This window comes from Rhodococcus sp. DT1 (assembly GCF_049844875.1).
GTDB lineage: Bacteria > Actinomycetota > Actinomycetes > Mycobacteriales > Mycobacteriaceae > Rhodococcus.
On the sequence record NZ_JBNCLW010000002.1, the window covers coordinates 184,365 to 202,517 of the forward strand.

Below are 18,153 nucleotides of genomic sequence, written 5' to 3' on the forward strand. Positions count from 1 at the left end.
GTAACATCTCTATGTTACTCGTCGGGCAACTAACTTCCAAGACTGACTTTGCGTGCCACCACCAAGGCATCGACGGCAGTTCCCGCTTCCGTTTCGCGGTGCCTGCGTTCGGCAACCTCGATATCGAGTCGGCCGTCGATGTCGTTCACGACATCTGTTGGTGTGTAGAGGATCTCGGCATCCTTGGGGCCTCCGACTCCGTGCTGGAGATTTGTCGAGTCGTGGCCGAGAAATATGAGGATTCCGTCAGGTTTCAGCGAACTGATGGCTTTGTCGACGAGTGCTTTCCGTTGCGACGGAGGGAAATGCAGGAATACCGAGAGGATCAAGTCATACGTGCCGTCGAAGGTGTCGGAAATCACATCGGAGAGCTGATATCGCAACCGGTCGCGCGATCTCTTGGGCGCCTGCGCAGCGATTCGGCGGGCCTTGTCCAGCGCCACGGCCGAGAAGTCGGTGCCGACCACCTCCCAGCCGCGCGTCGCGAGCCACAACGAGTGGCGGCCCTCCCCGCAGCCGAGATCGAGCGCGCGCCCGTGCGGCAGCGACGTCGCGAACTCCACCACCACCGGGTTGGGCGGAGCGCCCCACACCAGTTCCGAGGATTCGTACCGGTCGTCCCAGTCCTGTGCGTCCATACCGGCACGGTAGCGACCGGGCGCGATACCGGCTCCGACGAGGTGCGATACCACTGGGCGCGGCCTGCCCGGACCCCGTGCTGTGACATTTTCGTAACCCGCGCTACCGTGTCTCGATGCGGCGCACTGATGAGCAGTGCCCGAGGAGGAGGAGTTCGCCTGATGGGTGCACAGATCGCCGTCCCCGCCACGCTGAGGAACAGCGCGCTTCTCGGGTTGGGTGTGCACAGGCCCGACCGGGTCGTCACCAACGCGGAGATCTGTGAACAGATCGATTCCAGCGACGAGTGGATCCAGTCGCGATCCGGAATCAAGGAACGCCGTTTCGCGAAGGCGCACCCCGAAGAGACGATCGTGGACATGTCGGTCGATGCCGCCTCGAAGGCGCTCGACGCAGCCGGACTGAGCGGCCCGCAGATCGACACCGTCATCATCGCGACCTCCACCTACGGCTTCCAGACGCCGCAGGCCGCCGCGCTCGTCGCGGACCGCCTCGGTACCGGCGGCGCCGCCGCCCTCGACATCCAGGCCGGTTGCGCAGGCTTCTGTTACGCGTTGGGTGTCGCATCCGACCTGGTGCGCGCCGGGACCGCGGAGAAGGTGCTCGTCGTCGGCGTCGAGCGAATGAGCGACGCCACCGAACCCACCGACCGCTCCGTGCGATTCATCTTCGGTGACGGTGCGGGCGCGGTCGTCGTCGGTGCCTCCGACGAGGTCGGTGTCGGCCCCACGGTGTGGGGATCGGACGGCTCGCAGGGCAACGCCATCCGCCAGGAGCCCGACTGGGTCGACTTCGCCCAGAACCCGCAGCAGAAGCGTCCCTGGATCATCATGGAAGGCACCGCGGTGTTCCGCTGGGCAGCCTTCGAGATGAGCAAGTACGCCCGCCAGATCGCCGACAAGTCCGGGGTCGCTCTCGCCGACCTCGACGCATTCGTGCCGCACCAGGCGAACCTGCGGATCAACGACGTCATCGTCAAGCAGCTCGAGCTTCCCGAGTCCGTGCAGGTGGCCGACGACATCATCGAGACCGGCAACACCTCTGCCGCGTCGATCCCGCTGGCGATGGAGAAGATGCTGCGCACCGGTCAGGTCGAGGCGGGCAGCACTGCCCTTCTCCTCGCGTTCGGTGCCGGCCTGTCCTACGCCGGCCAGATCGTGAAGATGCCTCCGCTGGCGCAGTAGTACATGGCCCGTACAGGACAGCCGTCGATTCCTCGATGGCTGTGGATTCTGTGCTTCATCGCGGTCTCGATCGCGGTCGTCGTCCTCGAACCCGTCGTCACCGACGAGTCGGGGGCAGCGGAGCCGCCGGTGGGGATTGCCACGGGAGGCGACCCCACGGCGGTCCTCGCGGCGCTCTCGGCGCTGCCGGTACGCGCCGCCGATCCTCAGGACGGCTACAGCCGTGAGCTCTTCGGGCCCGCCTGGACCGACAACGTCACGGTCGGGTTCGGCCGCAACGGCTGCGACACCCGCAACGACATTCTCAAGCGCGACCTCGTCGACATCTCGCTCGAGCCCGCCACGAAGGACTGCACGGTCCGGACCGGCACCCTGCGGGATACGTACACGAACCTGGAGATCTTCTTCCGACGCGGTACCGACACGTCCTCCGCGGTGCAGATCGACCACATCGTGGCATTGTCCGACGCGTGGAAGAAGGGTGCGCGCCACCTCGACGACCAGGCGCGTCGCAACCTGGCCAACGATCCGCGCAATCTGCAGGCGGTCGACGGCCGCACCAACCAGTCGAAAGGCGACTCCGACGCCTCCGCCTGGCTGCCACCGAATGCGGGCTATCACTGCGACTACGTGGCGCGGCAGGTCGAGGTGAAGGTCGAGTACCGGCTGTGGGTCACCCCGGAAGAGCGCGACGCCATGGCCCGCGTTCTGTCGTCGTGCTGAAGCGGAGCGGTCACCTGGCGCGGAGGTTGATCGGCCCTCCGTCGTCGGGAAACGGCAGTGACGTGAAGTTCATCGGTGCGACGTAGTCGGCGGGTACGTCCCACTCGTACCGGAGCAGCAGGTGGTGCAGCACCGACTTGATCTCGGCGCCCGAGAAGTGCTGCCCGAGACAGCGGTGCACGCCACCGCCGAAAGGCGTCCACGCGTGGGGATGGACGCGGTCCTCCCGCCGTTCGGGAGCGAACCGCTCGGGGTCGAAACGTTCGGGATCCGGCCACAATTCGGCCATGTGGTGGCTGTAGTGGACACCGACGTTGACGAGCGTGCCCTTGGGAATGAAATGCCCCAGGATCTCGGTGTCGGCCCTTGCCCGGCGCACGACGCCGGGTACCGGCGTGACCAGGCGCTGGCACTCCTTGATCACCAGATCGAGCGCGGTGAGGTCGTCGAGTTGCGCGAAGACGGGCGTCGCGGTGCCGAGCGCTTCGGATTCCTCGCGGCACCGCTGCTGCCACTCGGGGTACTGGCCGAGATATTGCATCGCCGTCGAGAGCGTGATGGTGGAGGTGTCGTGTGCTGCCATCATCAGAAAGATCATGTGGTTGACGACGTCGTCGTCCGAGAACCGTTCCCCGTCCTCGGACTCCACGTGGCAGAAGACCGAGAAGATGTCGTTGCCCTCGGCTGCGCGCCGTGCGGGCAGGTAGCGGCGGAAGAACGCCTCGAGCCGCTTGCGTCCCTGGATGCCCTTGCGCCACCTGCTGCCGGGCAACGGATAGCGGACGATCGCGGTCGCCGCCTGTACGCACCCGATGAAGGCGCGGTTGACCTCCTGCATCTCCTGGTCCGACGATCCCTCGGCGCCGCCCATGAAGATCTCGGTGGCCAGACTCAGGGTGAGTTCCTTGAGCGCGGGGTAGGCCCGGAAGCCGTCACCGGGGACCCAGGTCTCGAGCGTGCGTTCGATCGACGGATGCATCGCGTCGGTGTAGAGCGCGAGGCGGTCGCGCGTGAAGGCTTTCGCCATGATCCGGCGATGCGCGGTGTGTTCGTCGCCGTCCATGAGCATCAGTCCGCGGTCGAAGAACGGGCCGATCAACGCGCGCCATCCCGGGCCGCTCTGCAGGGCGCGGTCGCGGTTCTGCAATGCCGCTCCCACGGCGTCGGGCCCGATGAGCACGACCCACGGGCGCCCGGCGAACCGGAACCACGACACGGGGCCGTGCCGGTGGAACCGCTTGTCGTAGGCCTTGATCGGGTCCCGCATGTAGTCCAGCGCGTAGCCGATGTACGGGAGTCCGCTGTCGCCGGGGACGGGCTCGAGACCGGGCGGCGGGGGAGCGAGCATCTTCGTCACGGGGTACATCTCCCGTCGGGTCGGGATCTGACTCTGGCTGTGGTCAGATTACTGTAACCCGCATCACACCGAGTGTGGCGTTCGATCGATATCCGCGTGCGACCGCAGTACTCCGGGCACGCTCAGCCGGCCTGGTCGGAGGGGCGGAGAAGGATCTCGTTGATGGTCAGATGACGGGGACGGGTGAGCGCGAAGACGATCACGTCCGCGATGTCGGGTGGCTCCACCGTGGAGGCGTCGTAACCCTGTTGCACGACCTGCCGGGTCGCGTTGTCGGTGATGTGCGTCGGCAACTCGGTGTCGACGATTCCGGGCTCGATGAGCATCACGCGCACGTCGGGGTGCAGTTCCTGGCGCAGTGACTCGGACCAGCCGTTGATTCCCCACTTCGTGGCGGCATAGACACCGTTGGTGGGCCGGGCGGTACGTCCGGCAACCGAGGAGATGTTGACGAGGTCCCCGCCACCGTCCCGAAGCTGCTCGAGGAAGACCTCGGTGGTCGTGATGGCCCCGAGCAGGTTGACCTCGATCATCCTGCGGTAGTCGTCGTGAAACTTCGGCGAGAACGGTCCGAGCAGCATGACGCCCGCGTTGTTGATCAGGACGTCCGCTCCGCCGAACTCGTCCTGCACCCGCTGAGCAGCGGCGACGAGGGAATCGCGGTCGGTCACGTCGGCCCGGATCGCGAGCGCACCGCTGCCCAGGTCGGCCGCGAGAGCTTCGATCCGGGCGAGGCGACGTGCGAGCAGCGCGACGCGGAAGCCCGCGCCCGCGAGGGCACGTGCGGTCGCGGCACCGATGCCGGACGACGCGCCGGTTACCACCGCCACGCGGCCCGAGTTCGAGGATTCGGTCATGAATCGGTCCCTTCGTGGGTGACGCTTCCATCAGACCACCGTCCGGGCGCCGGGGTCTGCGAAATCGCCCGGCCGACGCACGTCGCGGAGATGTACGTGACCGCCGACACATGCCATGCTGACGCGCATGGACGTCGAACGACCGAAGCTCGAAGGTACGGTCGCGGTCGGAAACGGTCGCCGTCTCGGTTTCGCCGAATTCGGCTCCGCGCAGGGACGCGCGGTGTTCTGGCTGCACGGCACCCCGGGAGCGCGCCGCCAGATCCCCGTCGAAGCCCGCGCCTTCGCCGAACGGGAGAACATCCGGCTGATCGGGATCGACCGTCCGGGGATCGGGTCGTCGACCCCGCACCTGTACGAGAACGTCCTGGCCTTCACCGACGATCTGGAGATCATCGCCGACACCCTGGGCGTCGATCGGATGGCGGTTGTCGGCCTCTCCGGCGGCGGTCCCTTCACGCTGGCGTCCGCGTACGCGCTGCAGGATCGGGTGGTGGCTGCCGCAGTGCTCGGCGGTGTCGCCCCGGTGGTCGGTCCGGAGGCGATCAGCAGTGCGCTGATGCGACTGGGAACGTTCGTCGCGCCGGTCCTTCAGGTGGCGGGCGCCCCCATCGGTACCGCACTGAGCGCCGGTATCCGGCTGGTCCGGCCCTTGGGGTCGCCGATCATCGACCTCTACGGACGACTCTCGCCTGAGGCCGACCGCCGTCTGCTCGCGAGGCCGGAGTTCAAGGCGATGTTCCTCGACGACCTGCTCAACGGCAGCCGGCACCGCATCTCCGCGCCGTTCGCCGACATCGTGGTGTTCACCCGCGACTGGGGCTTTCGCGTGTCGGACGTGAAGGTGCCGGTCCGCTGGTGGCACGGCGACAGCGACCACATCATTCCGTTCGAACACGGCCTGCACATGGTGGATCTGCTGCCCGACGCGGAGTTCCATCATCTGCCGGGTGAGAGTCATCTCGCCGGTCTCGGTGCCGCCCAGGAGATTCTCACGACGCTGATGAAACTGTGGGACGACGCGGACGCCGGCCGGTAGAGGTGCCGGACGGCGCCTACCGCGACCGCTCGAGGACGTCGAGCAGCGCGCGCAGTTCCGAGGCGTCGACCTGCCCGGGTGCCGATGCCGTGCCCACCATCCCGAAGGTCGCGGCGGAACCGAACACCTGACCGGCGATCCGGGAGACCACACCCAGGCCACCCATCGACATGGTGATCAGCGGACGGTCCGCGTACTCCTCGTGCATGATGCGTGTCGCATCGAGCAGGGTGAGCACGTCGACAGCGGACCGGGGCATCACCGCGATCTTGCAGATGTCCGCTCCGAGTGCCTGCATCGCACGCAACCGCGAGACGATGTCGTCTTTCGGGGGCGTGGCATCGAAATCGTGGTTGGACGCGACCACCGCGACGTTCCGGGCGTGGGCGGACGCGACGATCCGCTTCACCGCGCGGCTCTCGCGCCGGTACTCCACGTCGATCAGGTCCACGGCACCGCTCTCGGCGAGCGCGATCGCCAGCTCGGCGTACGCGTCGTCGCCGGAGGTGGCCTGTCCGCCCTCGTGCGCGGTCCGGCAGGTCGCGAGCAGCGGCGTGGCACCGAGGGCGCCGGCGAGCGCGTGCGCCTGGGCGACCACCGACGCGGTGTCCTCGAGGGTGCCGAAGAAGTCGACCCGCCACTCCACGACATCGGCGACCTGCCCGGACAGTGCCTCGGCCTGCGCGTGCAGCTCGTCCGGGGTCCGGCCGGTGATGGGCACGATGATCTTGGGTGTGCCCTCGCCGATCGTCACGTCCTTGACGCGGACCGGTGTGATGCTCCGACCCATGTGTCGCCTCCCGTTGCCTGCCCGCCGCGGCATGTCGCCTCTGGGCGTCCATTCGATCACGTGAGGTTCCGCGCGCTGCGCCGGACCTCTCGGTCCCTGGCGTGCGGAACCGGCCGCTACGAGCCCGGTGACGCCGGTGGTTCCGTCCGGTCGCCGGGGGCGGACACCGCCACGGTGTCGTGTTCGGCGGACGCCGTGCGCGCTGCGTCCGCGTCCTTCGCGCTGATCGCTTCGCCACGCGCCACCATGCCGGCTTCGTCGGAGAGCGGGATCTCCTTCAGGAAGCAGGCCAGGACGATGGCGACGATCAGGAACGGGATGAGGTACCAGAAGACGGGGGCGAGCGAGTCCGCGTAGGCGTCGACGACGCCCTGCCGCACCTCGTCGGGCAGTGCCTTCATGATCGCGGGGTCGAGGGTGGCGGTGGCCTGTCCGGCCTGCTCCGGATCGGCCCCCGCGGTGGTGAACACGTCGGTGAGCTTCACGGAGAGCTGGTTGGTGAAGATCGTGCCGAAGATCGCGACACCCAGCGCGGCGCCCACCTCGCGGAAGTAGTTGTTCGAGCTCGTGGCGGTACCGATCTCGTCGACCGGCACGGCGTTCTGGACGACGAGGATGACCACCTGCATGATCAGGCCGAGCCCGAGTCCGAAGACGAAGAGCATCGAGCAGATCACCCACAGTGGTGTGCTGCCTTGCAGGGTGGTCAGCCACAGCATCGCCAGCGCGGTGATCGAGGCCCCGGCGATCGGGTACATCTTGTAGCGCTGCGTCTTGGTGATCGCGAGGCCCGAGCCGATCGAGGTGATCAGGAGGCCGACCATCATGGGCAGCAGCAGCAGGCCCGATACCGCCGCGGAGGTGCCGGACGACATCTGCAGGAACGTGGGCATGAACGCGAGCGCTGCGAACATACCGAGACCGAGCACGAAACCGATCGCGGTCGCGTTGACGAAGATCGAATTGCGGAACAGCGACAGCGGGATGATGGGGTCTTGTGCCCGGGATTCGACGAGCACGAACAGGCATGCCATGGCCAGCAGGCCGATGCCGAATGCCCAGGTGAGCGGGTCGCTCCAGCCGCGGTCCGCGTCGCCGCCGAAATCGGTGAAGAAGATCAGGCAGGTCGTCGCGAGCGACAGCGTGATCACACCGAGAATGTCGATGCGCTTGGTGGGCTTCTTCGTCGGCAGCGTGAGCATGAACCACGAGATCAGCAGCGCGACGATGCCGACGGGAATGTTGATGTAGAAGCACCATTCCCACGTCAGGTGATCGACGAAGAACCCGCCGAGCAGCGGGCCGCCGACGGCGGAGAGACCGAAGATCGCGCCGAGCGGACCCATGTACTTGCCACGTTCGCTGGCGGGAACGATGTCGGCGATGATGGCCTGCGACAAGATCATCAGGCCGCCGCCTCCGGCGCCCTGCAGAGCGCGGAACACCACGAACGTCCAGAAGTCGTCGGTGAACGCGCAGCCCGCCGACGCGAGGGTGAAAATCGCGATGGCGATCATGAACAGGTACCGGCGGCCGAAGACGTCGCCGAACTTGCCGTAGACGGGCATCACGATCGTGGTGGCGAGCAGGTATGCGGTGGTGATCCACGCCTGGTGCTCGACGCCGCCGAGCTGGCCCACGATGGTGGGCATCGCGGTGGAAACGATCGTCTGGTCGAGGCTCGCCAGCAGCATGCCGGCGATCAGGGCCGAGAAGATGATCCAGATTCGGCGTTGGGAGAGAACCAGTGGTTCTGCGGTAGAGGTCACCGTATTCCTGTCGGGTCGTGGAGGTCGAGAGGGTGTTCGAGCAACCGCTGGGCACATCCGATGTCGCGTTCGAGCAGGTCGCGGAACGGTGGGCTGTCGGGCGTGCGGAAGAACTCGTCGACGGCGTCGTGAATGAGACCGGCGACGAATCGCACGGTGACGCGGACGAAGGGGTCGTCGGCGGAGAGCCCTTCGCGTGCGGCGATCAGTTCGGCGAAGTCCTGCTGGTGCGACTCGCCCAGCGACATCATGCGGGCGAGCAACTGAGGTTCGCTGCGCACGATCTCACAGCGGAGTCGATGTTGTTCCCGAGTGAAATCGTTGCGTTCGAACAGTGCAACGGCGAGCCGTGCGATATCGCGCAGCAGGGCCGGCGAGGAGCCGGGCCCTGTGCGGTCGCCCCCCGCCACGAACTCGTCGCGGTCTTCCGGGGTGAGTGCTGCGGGCGGGTTGCCGAGCACCGCGTCCTCTTTCGAGGCGAAGTAGTTGAAGAAGGTTCGTCGCGACACTCCGACGTGTTCGCACAGTTCCTCGACGGTGAAGCCGGCGAGACCCCGACGGGCGGTGAGTGTGCGTGCGTGCTCGACGAGCGCGGCGCGTGTGCGCTGCATGCGACGGGTCCGGGCACCCTCGTCGATAGAAATTGCACTCTCGGACACGGAGTGCATTTCTACCACCTGCGCCCCGCAGCCGCACCCTCGCGTCAGTCGAGCCAGGACCTGACCGGCGGCTTGACCCACATGATCTTCTCGTCGGGGTGGGTGCGCGTGGCCGAAGGATGATCCGGGTGCTCGTGCGCCCATGCGGTCTTCTCGTCGAGCAACTGCGCCACGAGCGCCCACGTTTCCATCGTGCGCGGCGGGTGGGCGTCTGCGGCTCGTGCCAGCCGCCTGCGCGTGTCGTCGGACATGGCCAGCAACTCCGCGCCGGTGACACCGCGGTTCCAGGTGTAGCGGGCGAGGCCCACCGCCTTCTCCCGGCGATTCTTTTCAGCGCGGTCGGTGTGGGCGAAGTCGGCGCTCGTCATCCACCCTCCTGCTTCTCCGTGTTCGGTGGCCGTGCGGCCGCGATGGTCCCGTCCAGTCTGCATATTCTCGCGCACCGGCGACACCTCACCGCACCCTTGACAGACCTCACGCACGCGGCCCACGCTCGACGGACGACACACCGAGGGGGTGGCCCCGTGTCCGCACAGGCCGCGTTGCCGGAGGGAACCCCGGACTCTGTCGTGGCACAAGCCCAGCGCGCTCCCCGCCCGCCGGTCTTCGATCCAACCGCCGGTATCGCCGTCGACCGCCCGACCCCGCGCGGGGTTCCGCCCCATCGGCTCGTCGCCGTCGGCGACTCGCTTCTCCAGGGATTCCAGAGCGGTGCGATCTACCGGACGGAGGTGTCGGTACCCGCGATCGTCGCCTACGAACTGGGCATCCTTGCGGCCTTCCGGTATCCCCGCTTCGGGGGACCCGGGGGGCTTCCGCTCAATGTCGAATTGTTGTTGCGCCGGCTCGAGGATCGATACGGGGGCCGTCTCGACGTGTGGGAACTTCCGACTGCCTTGTTCGCTGTGCGCGGGTTCATGGACGAGGTCGAGGACTACTGGGAGCGCGGCCCGGGTGCCGAGGCGCCGATCGTGGCCGGCTACAACCACAATCTCTCGTGCTACGGCTGGGATCTGCGGGACGCGCTGGAGAAGACCGCGGCACACTGCGAACGTGCGCTCGCGAGCCCGCGGGACAACCTCGTCGACCAGATCGTCGAGAACAATGCCGAGCGCGCCGCTCTCAGGGTCTATCCGCGGTCGGACGAGCAGCGTCGTCACGAGACCGTGTTCGACGCCGCGCGGGCGCTCGGTGCCGAGCACGACGACGGCACCGATGCCGGTATCGAGACGCTGGTGGTCTTCCTGGGCGCCAACAACGCTTTGCGCGCCGCCACCGAACTGCGGGTCGTGTGGAGCGGTGAGGACTTCCGGCAACTCGAGCGCACCCGCGACGCCACGATCTGGACACCGGAGCACTTCGACGCCGAATTCGCCGAGGTCGTGGCGCGACTCCGGACGGTCGAGGCTCGTCACATCATCCTGTGCACCGTCCCGCACGTCACCATCGCGCCGATAGCCCGGGGGATCGGCACGAAGTCAGGGTCACCGTACTTTCCGTACTACACCCGGCCCTGGATCGACGAAGGCCGCTTCGACCCTGCTCGCGACGAGCACCTCACGGGTGCGCAGGCGTACGCGGTCGACACCGCGATCGACCTCTACAACATCACCATCACAGAGGCAGTCGCCGATGCTCGCCGGGACGGTCTCGACTGGTACCTGCTCGAGTCTGCGGGAATCCTCGACCGTCTGGCCGCGCGCCGCTACGTCGATGATCTCGCGGCGCGTCCGGAGTGGTGGACTCCGTATCCGCTGCCGCCGCTGCTCGCCGCTCTCATGCCCGTCCCGGACACCCGGTTCCTGTCCGCGGACGGGAACGGCGGACGCGCCACGGGCGGCTTGTTCTCCTTGGACGGCGTGCATCCGACGACCGTCGGTTACGGCATCCTCGCGCAGGAGATCGTCGACATCATGGTGCGAGCCGGCGTGGAGTTCCGGCATCCCCGCGGTGCGGTGCGCGAGGGTCGCGTCGAAGTGGATTTCGCCCGGTTGCTCCGCAACGACACGCTGGTGCAGGCGCCTCCGCAGAATGTCGACTCGTCGCTGTCGGTGCTCGGTTGGGCGGACCAGGTTCTCGATCTGTTCCGGATTCGGTGGAACCTGGGGATCTGACCGGTCAGGTCAGGTTCACTACATGTTCCTGTGCCGCGAAGGCGGCCTGTAACTTTTTGCGGGACAGCCCTTTCGGTCCGCACGCGCATCCGGACGGAATGCCGTCGTCCTCGAACTGCGTCGCCTCGAGCGTGTCGACGAACTCGGAATGGAGCTTGTCGCCGTGGTGACCGGTCGCTTCACGGTCGCGGTTGCCACGCCCGCCCGGTCCGCTCTTGGACACGACCACCGGGCCCGCGGAAGTCTCGTACACGGCCGCGATGGTGTGGCCGGCGGGACACCGAACCTTCAATTCCGCCTTTTCCGTGCGATTGGGACCTAATTCCTTCACAGCCGCCAACGCCAATTTCCGGCGTTCGGTGGGGGGTGTCGTGGCGATATCCATGCTCCTATTGCACCTCAGATCCATTCGTTCCACAGGGCTTCCGGTCAATCGGACGGGGCGAACTCAGATGATCTCGTCGGTGAGGTGGTGGAGGGTGCCGAACCGGTGTGCCGTAATCGATACCGATTGTTCGAGAAGGAAGGGCAGCATCTCCACCCGACCGGACTCGGTCACAGGGTGATCCCAGACCGGCACGTCGCAACGGCCACCGAGGCGCTCTGCGACAGTGCGGGGCTCTCCACCGATCATCCGGACGCGCACCGAGTCGCCGGAGCAGATCCGATCCAGCCACTCCGCGTCGGTTTCGGTGACACTCTTTTCGATCATCTGCCCGGTTGCCGACAGGACGGCGCGTGGAATCTCAAGAGCGGAAGACACTTCCACTTGCGCACCGGTGCGTGCCGCCGCGCCGAGTACCCTCACGAAATCTACCGGGTTTCCGTCCTCGCCGAGTCGGACGCACACCCGCGCCGGAAGATAACGGAAGAGGTTCCGCTCCACGACGAGGCGGCTGACATCCTTCGGGACGCCGAACTCCGAACGCCATACGCGGGCGTCATCGGCGAACGCCCGGCGCAGCATCCCCGAATCGGTGCCGGTCCATTCTCGGGACGCAGTCAGGAGACGGCCGACGACCGCCTCGGTGGCTCCGTCGGCAGCAACGGCGTCGACGGCCTTGTGTGGCAGCGACTCCCATGAACCGAACCCGAAGAGGTACTGGGGACCGCCCGCCTTGAATCCCGCGCCGACCGACGACTTCTTCCAGCCGCCGAACGGTTGCCTGCGCACCACAGCACCCGTGATCCCGCGATTGACGTACACGTTCCCGGCCTCGACGCGGCCCAGCCAGCGGGCGATCTCTGCGGTGTCGAGCGAATGCAGACCGGCGGTGAGCCCGTATCCGACTTCGTTCTGGATGTCGATCGCCTCGTCGAGGTCCGCCGCGGTCATGATTCCCAGCACAGGACCGAAGAACTCGACCAGATGCGTGCGCGACCCGCGTTGCACGCCCTCGCGCACGCCCGGAGTCCACAACCTGCCCTCGTCGTCGAGCCGACGCGGTGCCGTCAACCACGATTCGCCCGGTTCCAGTGTGGTGAGGGCGTCGAGCAGTTTCCCGTGCGCAGGTTCGACGAGCGGTCCCATCCGGGTGCGAGGGTCGTGCGCCGGCCCGACAGTGAGCGACGTGACGGCGTCGACGAGCTGGTCCCGGAACCGCCGTGACGATGCCACCGATCCGACGAGGACGACGAGCGACGCAGCCGAGCACTTCTGCCCCGCATGGCCGAACGCCGATTGCACGATGTCGCGCACCGCGGCGTCGGGATCGGCACTCGGCGTCACCACGATCGCGTTCTTGCCGCTGGTCTCGGCCATGAGCCGCAGTCCGGGCCGGAACGATCGAAATCGCTCTGCGGTCTCGTAGGCACCGGTGAGCACGACCCGGTCGACGCGAGGATCCGAGATCAGTTGCGTGCCCAGCGAGCGTTCTCCCAGGTGTACGAGGTGAAGAACGTCGCGCGGCACCCCGGCTTCCCACATTGCCTCGGCGAGTACGGAACCGCAGCGTGCGGTCAGGGCGGCGGGCTTGAGCACGACCGCCGACCCCGATGCCAGCGCCGCCAGCGTCGACCCTGCCGGGATCGCTACCGGAAAATTCCACGGCGGCGTGACCACGGTGAGCGCCGAGGGCACGAAGCGGGCTCCGTCCACGGCTGCGAGATCGCGCGCCCGGTCGGCGTAGTAGCGGGCGAAGTCGATCGCCTCGGAGACCTCCGGGTCGGATTCGTCGAGAGTCTTGCCGCCCTCGGCCGCCATGATCTCCAACAGGTCGGCGCGACGCGCCTCGAGCCTCCGCGCGACACGTTCGAGCACCGTCGCCCGGTCCGCGGCGCTGCGCGCGCCCCAGCCGCGCCCGGCGTCCGCCGCTGCCGCCACGATGGCGTCGAGCCGATCGGACGACGTCACCGTGTGGGCGCGCACGAGGTCCGAGCCGAGGCAGGAGGAGGGAACCCGTTCGAGGATCGCCCGCCCCCAGGCCAGATTCCGGGGCAGCGACGGGTCGGTGTCCGCGGTGTTGAAGAAGCCGTCGCCGTCCGCGGCGTCCGGAACCTCGTGGCGGTCCTGTCGCCGATTCGGCTCAGGGACTCGTTCGTCGAGCGCAGCGACCGAATCCCGGAATCGCTGCGCCTCCCGCTCGAACAGCGACGGATCGTCGCGCAGATCGAACACGGCCGACATGTAGTTGTCCTGGCCCGCGCCTTCTTCGAGCCTGCGCACCAGGTACGACAGCGCGACGTCGAACTCCTCGGGATGCACGACGGGGGTGTAGAGCACCAGACCACCGACGTGGCGGCGCACCACGTCGGCCTGGTTCTGCGCCATGCCCAGGAGCATCTCGAAATCGACCCCGTGTCGCACGCCGTGTCTGCCTGCCAGGAGCCAGGCGTAGGCGATATCGAACAGGTTGTGCCCGGCGACCCCGATCCGGACGTTGTCGATCCGTTCGGGTGTCAGCGCGTAGTGCAGCAACCGCTTGTAGTTCGTGTCGGTGTCCTGTTTCGTGCTCCAGGTAGCGAGCGGCCAGCCGCGCAGCGCCGCCTCGACGCGTTCCATCGGCAGATTTGCGCCCTTGACCACGCGCACCTTGATGGGAGCGCCGCCGCGGGCACGCCGAGAGGCGGCCCATTCCTGGAGCCGGATCAACGCGGCGAGCGCATCGGGAAGATAAGCCTGGACGACGATGCCGGCCTCGAGGTGCAGGAACTCGGGGAGGTCCAGCAGTCTCGTGAAGACCGCGATGGTCGGTTCGAGGTCGCGGTATTCCTCCATATCGAGATTGACGAACTTCGGTGTGGCCGACTGTGCCGCGAGCCGATACAACGGCGTGAGCCTGTCCACGATGTCGGTGACGGCCTCGTCGAACCCCCACGCGGCGTGCGGGGCGATGGTGGCGGAGACCTTGATCGACACGTAGTCCACGTCGTCGCGCGCCAGCAGCGTCCGTGTGCCTTCGAAGCGGCGGGCCGCTTCCTTGTCGCCGAGCACCGCTTCCCCGAGCAGATTGAGGTTCAGCCGCACACGACGGCGCCGGATCACGGCGAGGGCACGTCCGAGCCGCCGGTCGGTCGCATCGACGAGCAGGTGCCCGACCATCGCCCGCAGCGCACGGCGCGCGACGGGTACGACGAGGTGGGGGAACTCGGGACCGAGCGTGCCACCGGCACGCAACGCCAGTCGCAGATGAGAGGGAAGGAAGGAAGGTACCTCGCGGGAGAGTTCGGCCAGGTTGTGCGCCGCGACCGTCGGGTCCTCCGGACGGATCACCCCGTCGACGAAACGGACGGTGAAGTCGAGGCCGTGCGGATCCTTCAGCACACCCGCCAGCTGGCGGCCTGCCCGGTCGGGAGTCGAGGTGGCGGACTCTTCGATCCAACGGCGGGCGAGCGTGACCGCATCGTCTGCGATCGCCCCGGGTGGATACGGTGCGTGCGTGCTCTCCGTCATGGCTGCACTCCGATCATCGACCGCCCCCACGGTGGCACGGGGCGGTCCGGCTCCGGACGGCTAGCGTTTGCGGAGCCCGTCGAGCATCAAGGTCAAGCCGCCGCCCAGCATCCAGACGTCCTTGGCGAGCGCCAGTCCGTCCTGGGTGGGGCGCGGGTCCCCTTCCTCGTGCATGCCGGGGGTTTTCCAGTACATCGCCATCATGCCGCCGCCGAAGGCCGTCAACGCCGCGCCCGCCAGGAAGGACGGAACGACGGGTGCCAGTAGCGCTGCACCGATCCCGATTTCGGCGGTCGACAAGGCCGTACCGAACGTTGTCGGACGCCACTGCTTGACGAAGGGGAACGCCTGCGAGGCCATGCCCTGCAGTGCCTCCGCATTCTCAGCGGGAAGATTCCGTTTTCCCAGTCCCGAGTTGAGGATGAATGCACCGGTGGCAACTCGGAGCGGGATATGAGCAATTCGCACGACGAACCTCCGTGGTCGGCTTCGATGCTGCTCGCCAATCTACCGACTGCGAGTCGAATGCGTTTGATCTCCGAAGGCTTCGGGCATACCGGACAGGACAACGAGCGCAGGTTGATGAGCATCGGGTGGGCGAGCGAAGCCGGCCGCGCGGTGCCGGAGGATGGGTGGACAAGTGACAGGGCAAATTTCGACTTCGAGGGGCTCCTCGGTAACGGGGCGGCTCTCACGGAATCATTGGTTCGAGCGACTCGCCCGCGCGGGTTACGTCGGTAGTGGGCTGGTGCACCTGCTGGTGGGCTACCTCGCGATCCGCGTTGCCCTGGGCAGCAACGAGGAGGCATCACAGTCGGGCGCTCTGGCCGAAATCGCGGCCAAGCCCGGCGGCAAGTTCCTGCTGTCCGTCCTGTGCGTCGTGCTCTTCGTATTGGCCCTCTGGCGTCTTGCGGAGGGTGTGCTCGGCGGGGCGGCGCACTCGTCGTCGGCCGGCCAGGACAAAAAGGACGAGACGTTCGGCCGGATCAAGGCCGTCGGTGTCGCTCTCGTGTACTTCGGTCTGGCCTTCACGGCATTCGGGTATGCGCGTGGTAGCGGCAAGTCGAGCGGTGAACAGAGCTCCGGTATCACCGCGCGTCTCCTCGAGTCCGGCGGCGGAAAGTTCCTGCTCGTCGTTGCTGCTCTCGTGATCATCGGTGTCGGCCTCTACCACATCTACAAGGGCGCGACGAAGAAGTTCGTCGAAGACCTGAAGGGCAACACGAGTTCGTTCGTCCGCGGACTCGGGATGGCCGGTTACATCGCCAAGGGTGTCGCCGTCACGCTGATCGGCGGTCTCGTGATCGCCGCGGTCTTCCAGGCCGATCCGGAGAAGGCTTCCGGTCTCGACGCCGCGTTGAAGACGCTGGGTGCGCAGCCGTTCGGGGTGTTCCTGCTCATCGCGGTGGGCCTCGGGCTGATCATGTACGGCATCTACAGCTTCGTCCGGGCACGCGACGCGAAGATGTGATGCGTGCGGCGGCCGAAGCCGCCACGAACGAGAACGCTCGACCGGGTCGGCCCGGTCGAGCGTTCTTTTATGCGTGCGCCCGGATCGAAGGGCGGCGGATCCGCAGGTGTACTGCGGTCAGAGGTCGAATTCTGCCGGGTTGATGCCGACCGCATGCGCAGCGCCCCGCACCGCGGCCTTCTCATGATCGTCGAAGAATCCGTCGGCACCGCCGATGATGATTCCGATCTGGATCACGGCACGCGCTTGATCCTGCTTGGCCTTGAGCTTCGCGATGGTGGCTGTGGCCTCCACCTTCCCGAAGTCGAAGTCGGACTCGAGCTTGCTGCAGTACCAGTCGAACTTCTCACGAAGTTCGGAGGGCGGGAAGACCGACAGGACGTCGTTGCTCATGATGAGCGCGGCGGTCTTCTGCCGCTCGCTCGGATCGATACTGCCGTCGGCAGCCGCGATCAGCGCGCACATGGCCATGCTCGCGTTCGCGAATTCCTTGTTCCGGAACTGATCGCTCTTGGTCTTGAGCTGACCGCTCAGTTCGGTGGTCTTGGCTTTGAGTTGATCCCAGAACGCCATCGTTGCCTTTCATAGATGAAACCGTCGAAGTCCACTCTGCCATCACGGCGAACGCCCCTGCTCCAACGAGCGGCTGTCTACGGTGGAAAGAAGTCGGGCGCACGGCTTCGGCCCGATCCAACGGAAAGGTGCAGCGATGAGGGCATGGCAGTTCGAAGGATCCGGTAAACCGATCGCATTGAACGAGGTACCGGAACCGACGCCGGGTGCCGGAGAGGTCGTCATCGACGTCAAGGCTGCGGGCTTGTGCCACAGCGACATCATGTACATGGAGGTCGGGGAAGGGACCATGCCGTTCCTGCCGATGACCCAGGGGCATGAGAATGCCGGGGTCATCAGCGCCGTCGGTGACGGGGTCGAGGGCTGGAAGGTCGGCGACGTCGTGGGCGTCTGTTCCTCCGGAGTGCGCCCGCCGCTCGGGATGTTCACGCCCGGTGGGTTCGCCGACAAACTCGTCGCCGATGCCCTTGATCTTGCCCGTGTGCCGGAGGGGCTCGACCTGTCGCTGGCGGCCCTCGCGACCGATGCGGGAATGACGTCCTATCACGCGATGATCAAGGTCGGCCACGCCAGCACCGGAATGAAGGTCGGTGTCATCGGGTACGGAGGACTGGGCCAGATCGGTACTCGCGCTGCGGTACTCGCGGGCGCCGAGGTGCATGTCGCCGAAACCAAGGAATCCGTGTGGGATCTGGCCCGGGCGGCAGGCGTCGCCGATGTCGTGGGCGATGCCTCCGAATGGGCCGGCAAGGGTTTCGATCTCGTGGTCGACTACGCGGGCTTCGACACTACGCAGAAAGCTGTCGACGCCGTGAAACGAGGGACCGGAACAGTCGTCCAGGTCGGTCTGGGGCTCCCGACCTTCACCATCCAGTCGGCGTCGATTCTCGGCAAGACCCTTGTCGGCTCGCTGGGAGGAACCGTTCAGGACATCGAAGAGGTGTTCGGCCTGTTGCTCGATCGTGAAATCGAACCGGCCTACACGGACATCGCGTTCGAGGAGATCGGCGCGGGCCTGGAACGGCTGCGTCGCAACGAGGTTTCCGGCCGCCTGGTCGCACGTTTCGGCGACTGAACCACTCCGTG

At 66.9% G+C, this 18,153-nt stretch carries 17 protein-coding genes; 6 read left to right on the top strand and 11 right to left on the bottom strand.

All coding sequences use genetic code 11. From position 1 onward, the window contains the following. Positions 1 to 29 precede the first annotated feature (29 nt). Complete coding sequence (locus ACLQ3J_RS05145; protein WP_169651469.1) at positions 30 to 638, bottom strand: SAM-dependent methyltransferase; 609 nt, start codon at positions 636 to 638, stop codon at positions 30 to 32. 162 nt (positions 639 to 800) lie between these two features. Between ACLQ3J_RS05145 and ACLQ3J_RS05150 the strand changes: the two genes are divergently transcribed. Together ACLQ3J_RS05150 and ACLQ3J_RS05155 are read left to right on the top strand one after the other, a co-directional pair. Next, entirely contained in the window at positions 801 to 1,823 is a 1,023-nt protein-coding gene (locus tag ACLQ3J_RS05150; protein ID WP_425902379.1) for a beta-ketoacyl-ACP synthase III, read from the top strand. Positions 1,824 to 1,826: 3 nt separating this feature from the next. Next, positions 1,827 to 2,546, top strand: coding sequence for an HNH endonuclease family protein (locus ACLQ3J_RS05155; RefSeq protein ID WP_425902380.1), 720 nt, complete (start codon positions 1,827 to 1,829; stop codon positions 2,544 to 2,546). Positions 2,547 to 2,556: 10 nt separating this feature from the next. On the opposite strand, the gene ACLQ3J_RS05160 is transcribed toward ACLQ3J_RS05155, so the two are convergent. Next, positions 2,557 to 3,903 (bottom strand): cytochrome P450, encoded by a 1,347-nt coding sequence (locus ACLQ3J_RS05160; protein WP_425902381.1) that lies wholly within the window; start codon positions 3,901 to 3,903, stop codon positions 2,557 to 2,559. A 122-nt stretch (positions 3,904 to 4,025) separates the two neighbouring features. Then, on the bottom strand, positions 4,026 to 4,760 hold the full coding sequence (locus tag ACLQ3J_RS05165; protein WP_169622161.1) for an SDR family oxidoreductase: 735 nt from the start codon (positions 4,758 to 4,760) through the stop codon (positions 4,026 to 4,028). A gap of 127 nt (positions 4,761 to 4,887) precedes the next feature. Here ACLQ3J_RS05165 and ACLQ3J_RS05170 point away from each other — a divergent pair, with 127 nt between their 5' ends. Next, complete coding sequence (locus ACLQ3J_RS05170; protein ID WP_169622162.1) at positions 4,888 to 5,799, top strand: alpha/beta fold hydrolase; 912 nt, start codon at positions 4,888 to 4,890, stop codon at positions 5,797 to 5,799. Positions 5,800 to 5,815: 16 nt separating this feature from the next. Here the strand turns inward: ACLQ3J_RS05170 and aroD are convergent, their stop codons facing one another. The 4 genes from aroD to ACLQ3J_RS05190 all read right to left on the bottom strand — a co-directional run bounded on the left by aroD (position 5,816) and on the right by ACLQ3J_RS05190 (position 9,385). Next, the gene (gene aroD / locus ACLQ3J_RS05175; RefSeq protein WP_425902383.1) at positions 5,816 to 6,589 is read right to left on the bottom strand and encodes a type I 3-dehydroquinate dehydratase; all 774 of its coding nucleotides are present in this window, start codon (positions 6,587 to 6,589) and stop codon (positions 5,816 to 5,818) included. A 116-nt stretch (positions 6,590 to 6,705) separates the two neighbouring features. After that, positions 6,706 to 8,358: an MDR family MFS transporter gene (locus ACLQ3J_RS05180; protein ID WP_425902384.1), complete on the bottom strand. Its 1,653-nt coding sequence runs from the start codon at positions 8,356 to 8,358 to the stop codon at positions 6,706 to 6,708. Then, positions 8,355 to 8,969, bottom strand: coding sequence for a TetR/AcrR family transcriptional regulator (locus ACLQ3J_RS05185; RefSeq protein ID WP_296550463.1), 615 nt, complete (start codon positions 8,967 to 8,969; stop codon positions 8,355 to 8,357). Before ACLQ3J_RS05185 ends, ACLQ3J_RS05180 begins: the two co-directional genes overlap by 4 nt. Positions 8,970 to 9,061: 92 nt before the next feature. Continuing rightward, positions 9,062 to 9,385, bottom strand: coding sequence for a hypothetical protein (locus tag ACLQ3J_RS05190; RefSeq protein ID WP_169622166.1), 324 nt, complete (start codon positions 9,383 to 9,385; stop codon positions 9,062 to 9,064). 156 nt (positions 9,386 to 9,541) lie between these two features. Between ACLQ3J_RS05190 and ACLQ3J_RS05195 the strand changes: the two genes are divergently transcribed. Continuing rightward, positions 9,542 to 11,131: a hypothetical protein gene (locus ACLQ3J_RS05195; RefSeq protein ID WP_422424407.1), complete on the top strand. Its 1,590-nt coding sequence runs from the start codon at positions 9,542 to 9,544 to the stop codon at positions 11,129 to 11,131. 4 nt (positions 11,132 to 11,135) lie between these two features. Here ACLQ3J_RS05195 and ACLQ3J_RS05200 read toward each other — a convergent pair whose 3' ends face one another. From ACLQ3J_RS05200 to ACLQ3J_RS05210, 3 genes are all read right to left on the bottom strand, one after another. After that, a complete protein-coding gene (locus ACLQ3J_RS05200) occupies positions 11,136 to 11,384 on the bottom strand; it encodes a hypothetical protein (protein ID WP_240952518.1) in 249 nt (82 codons plus the stop codon). A gap of 195 nt (positions 11,385 to 11,579) precedes the next feature. Beyond that, a complete protein-coding gene (locus ACLQ3J_RS05205; RefSeq protein WP_425902387.1) occupies positions 11,580 to 15,023 on the bottom strand; it encodes a proline dehydrogenase family protein in 3,444 nt (1,147 codons plus the stop codon). A 60-nt stretch (positions 15,024 to 15,083) separates the two neighbouring features. Beyond that, on the bottom strand, positions 15,084 to 15,491 hold the full coding sequence (locus ACLQ3J_RS05210; RefSeq protein ID WP_169622169.1) for a hypothetical protein: 408 nt from the start codon (positions 15,489 to 15,491) through the stop codon (positions 15,084 to 15,086). Between the two features lie 160 nt (positions 15,492 to 15,651). On the opposite strand from ACLQ3J_RS05210, the gene ACLQ3J_RS05215 reads away from it, so the two are divergent. Next, positions 15,652 to 16,494, top strand: coding sequence for a DUF1206 domain-containing protein (locus tag ACLQ3J_RS05215; protein WP_169622170.1), 843 nt, complete (start codon positions 15,652 to 15,654; stop codon positions 16,492 to 16,494). A 117-nt stretch (positions 16,495 to 16,611) separates the two neighbouring features. Here the strand turns inward: ACLQ3J_RS05215 and ACLQ3J_RS05220 are convergent, their stop codons facing one another. Next, positions 16,612 to 17,067 (bottom strand): tellurite resistance TerB family protein, encoded by a 456-nt coding sequence (locus ACLQ3J_RS05220; RefSeq protein ID WP_169622171.1) that lies wholly within the window; start codon positions 17,065 to 17,067, stop codon positions 16,612 to 16,614. A 136-nt stretch (positions 17,068 to 17,203) separates the two neighbouring features. Between ACLQ3J_RS05220 and ACLQ3J_RS05225 the strand changes: the two genes are divergently transcribed. After that, the gene (locus ACLQ3J_RS05225; RefSeq protein WP_425902390.1) at positions 17,204 to 18,142 is read left to right on the top strand and encodes a zinc-binding dehydrogenase; all 939 of its coding nucleotides are present in this window, start codon (positions 17,204 to 17,206) and stop codon (positions 18,140 to 18,142) included. Positions 18,143 to 18,153 lie beyond the last annotated feature (11 nt).

Excerpts from the sequence above, each read along its gene's own strand:
- ACLQ3J_RS05225 (WP_425902390.1), top strand. The coding sequence starts at position 17,204 with ATGAGGGCATGGCAGTTCGAAGGATCCGGTAAACCGATCGCATTGAAC.
- ACLQ3J_RS05185 (WP_296550463.1), bottom strand. The coding sequence starts at position 8,969 with ATGCAGCGCACACGCGCCGCGCTCGTCGAGCACGCACGCACACTCACC.
- ACLQ3J_RS05155 (WP_425902380.1), top strand. The coding sequence starts at position 1,827 with ATGGCCCGTACAGGACAGCCGTCGATTCCTCGATGGCTGTGGATTCTG.
- ACLQ3J_RS05170 (WP_169622162.1), top strand. The coding sequence starts at position 4,888 with ATGGACGTCGAACGACCGAAGCTCGAAGGTACGGTCGCGGTCGGAAAC.
- aroD (WP_425902383.1), bottom strand. The coding sequence starts at position 6,589 with ATGGGTCGGAGCATCACACCGGTCCGCGTCAAGGACGTGACGATCGGC.
- ACLQ3J_RS05220 (WP_169622171.1), bottom strand. The coding sequence starts at position 17,067 with ATGGCGTTCTGGGATCAACTCAAAGCCAAGACCACCGAACTGAGCGGT.
- ACLQ3J_RS05145 (WP_169651469.1), bottom strand. The coding sequence starts at position 638 with ATGGACGCACAGGACTGGGACGACCGGTACGAATCCTCGGAACTGGTG.
- ACLQ3J_RS05150 (WP_425902379.1), top strand. The coding sequence starts at position 801 with ATGGGTGCACAGATCGCCGTCCCCGCCACGCTGAGGAACAGCGCGCTT.
- ACLQ3J_RS05165 (WP_169622161.1), bottom strand. The coding sequence starts at position 4,760 with ATGACCGAATCCTCGAACTCGGGCCGCGTGGCGGTGGTAACCGGCGCG.
- ACLQ3J_RS05205 (WP_425902387.1), bottom strand. The coding sequence starts at position 15,023 with ATGACGGAGAGCACGCACGCACCGTATCCACCCGGGGCGATCGCAGAC.
- ACLQ3J_RS05215 (WP_169622170.1), top strand. The coding sequence starts at position 15,652 with ATGGGTGGACAAGTGACAGGGCAAATTTCGACTTCGAGGGGCTCCTCG.
- ACLQ3J_RS05190 (WP_169622166.1), bottom strand. The coding sequence starts at position 9,385 with ATGACGAGCGCCGACTTCGCCCACACCGACCGCGCTGAAAAGAATCGC.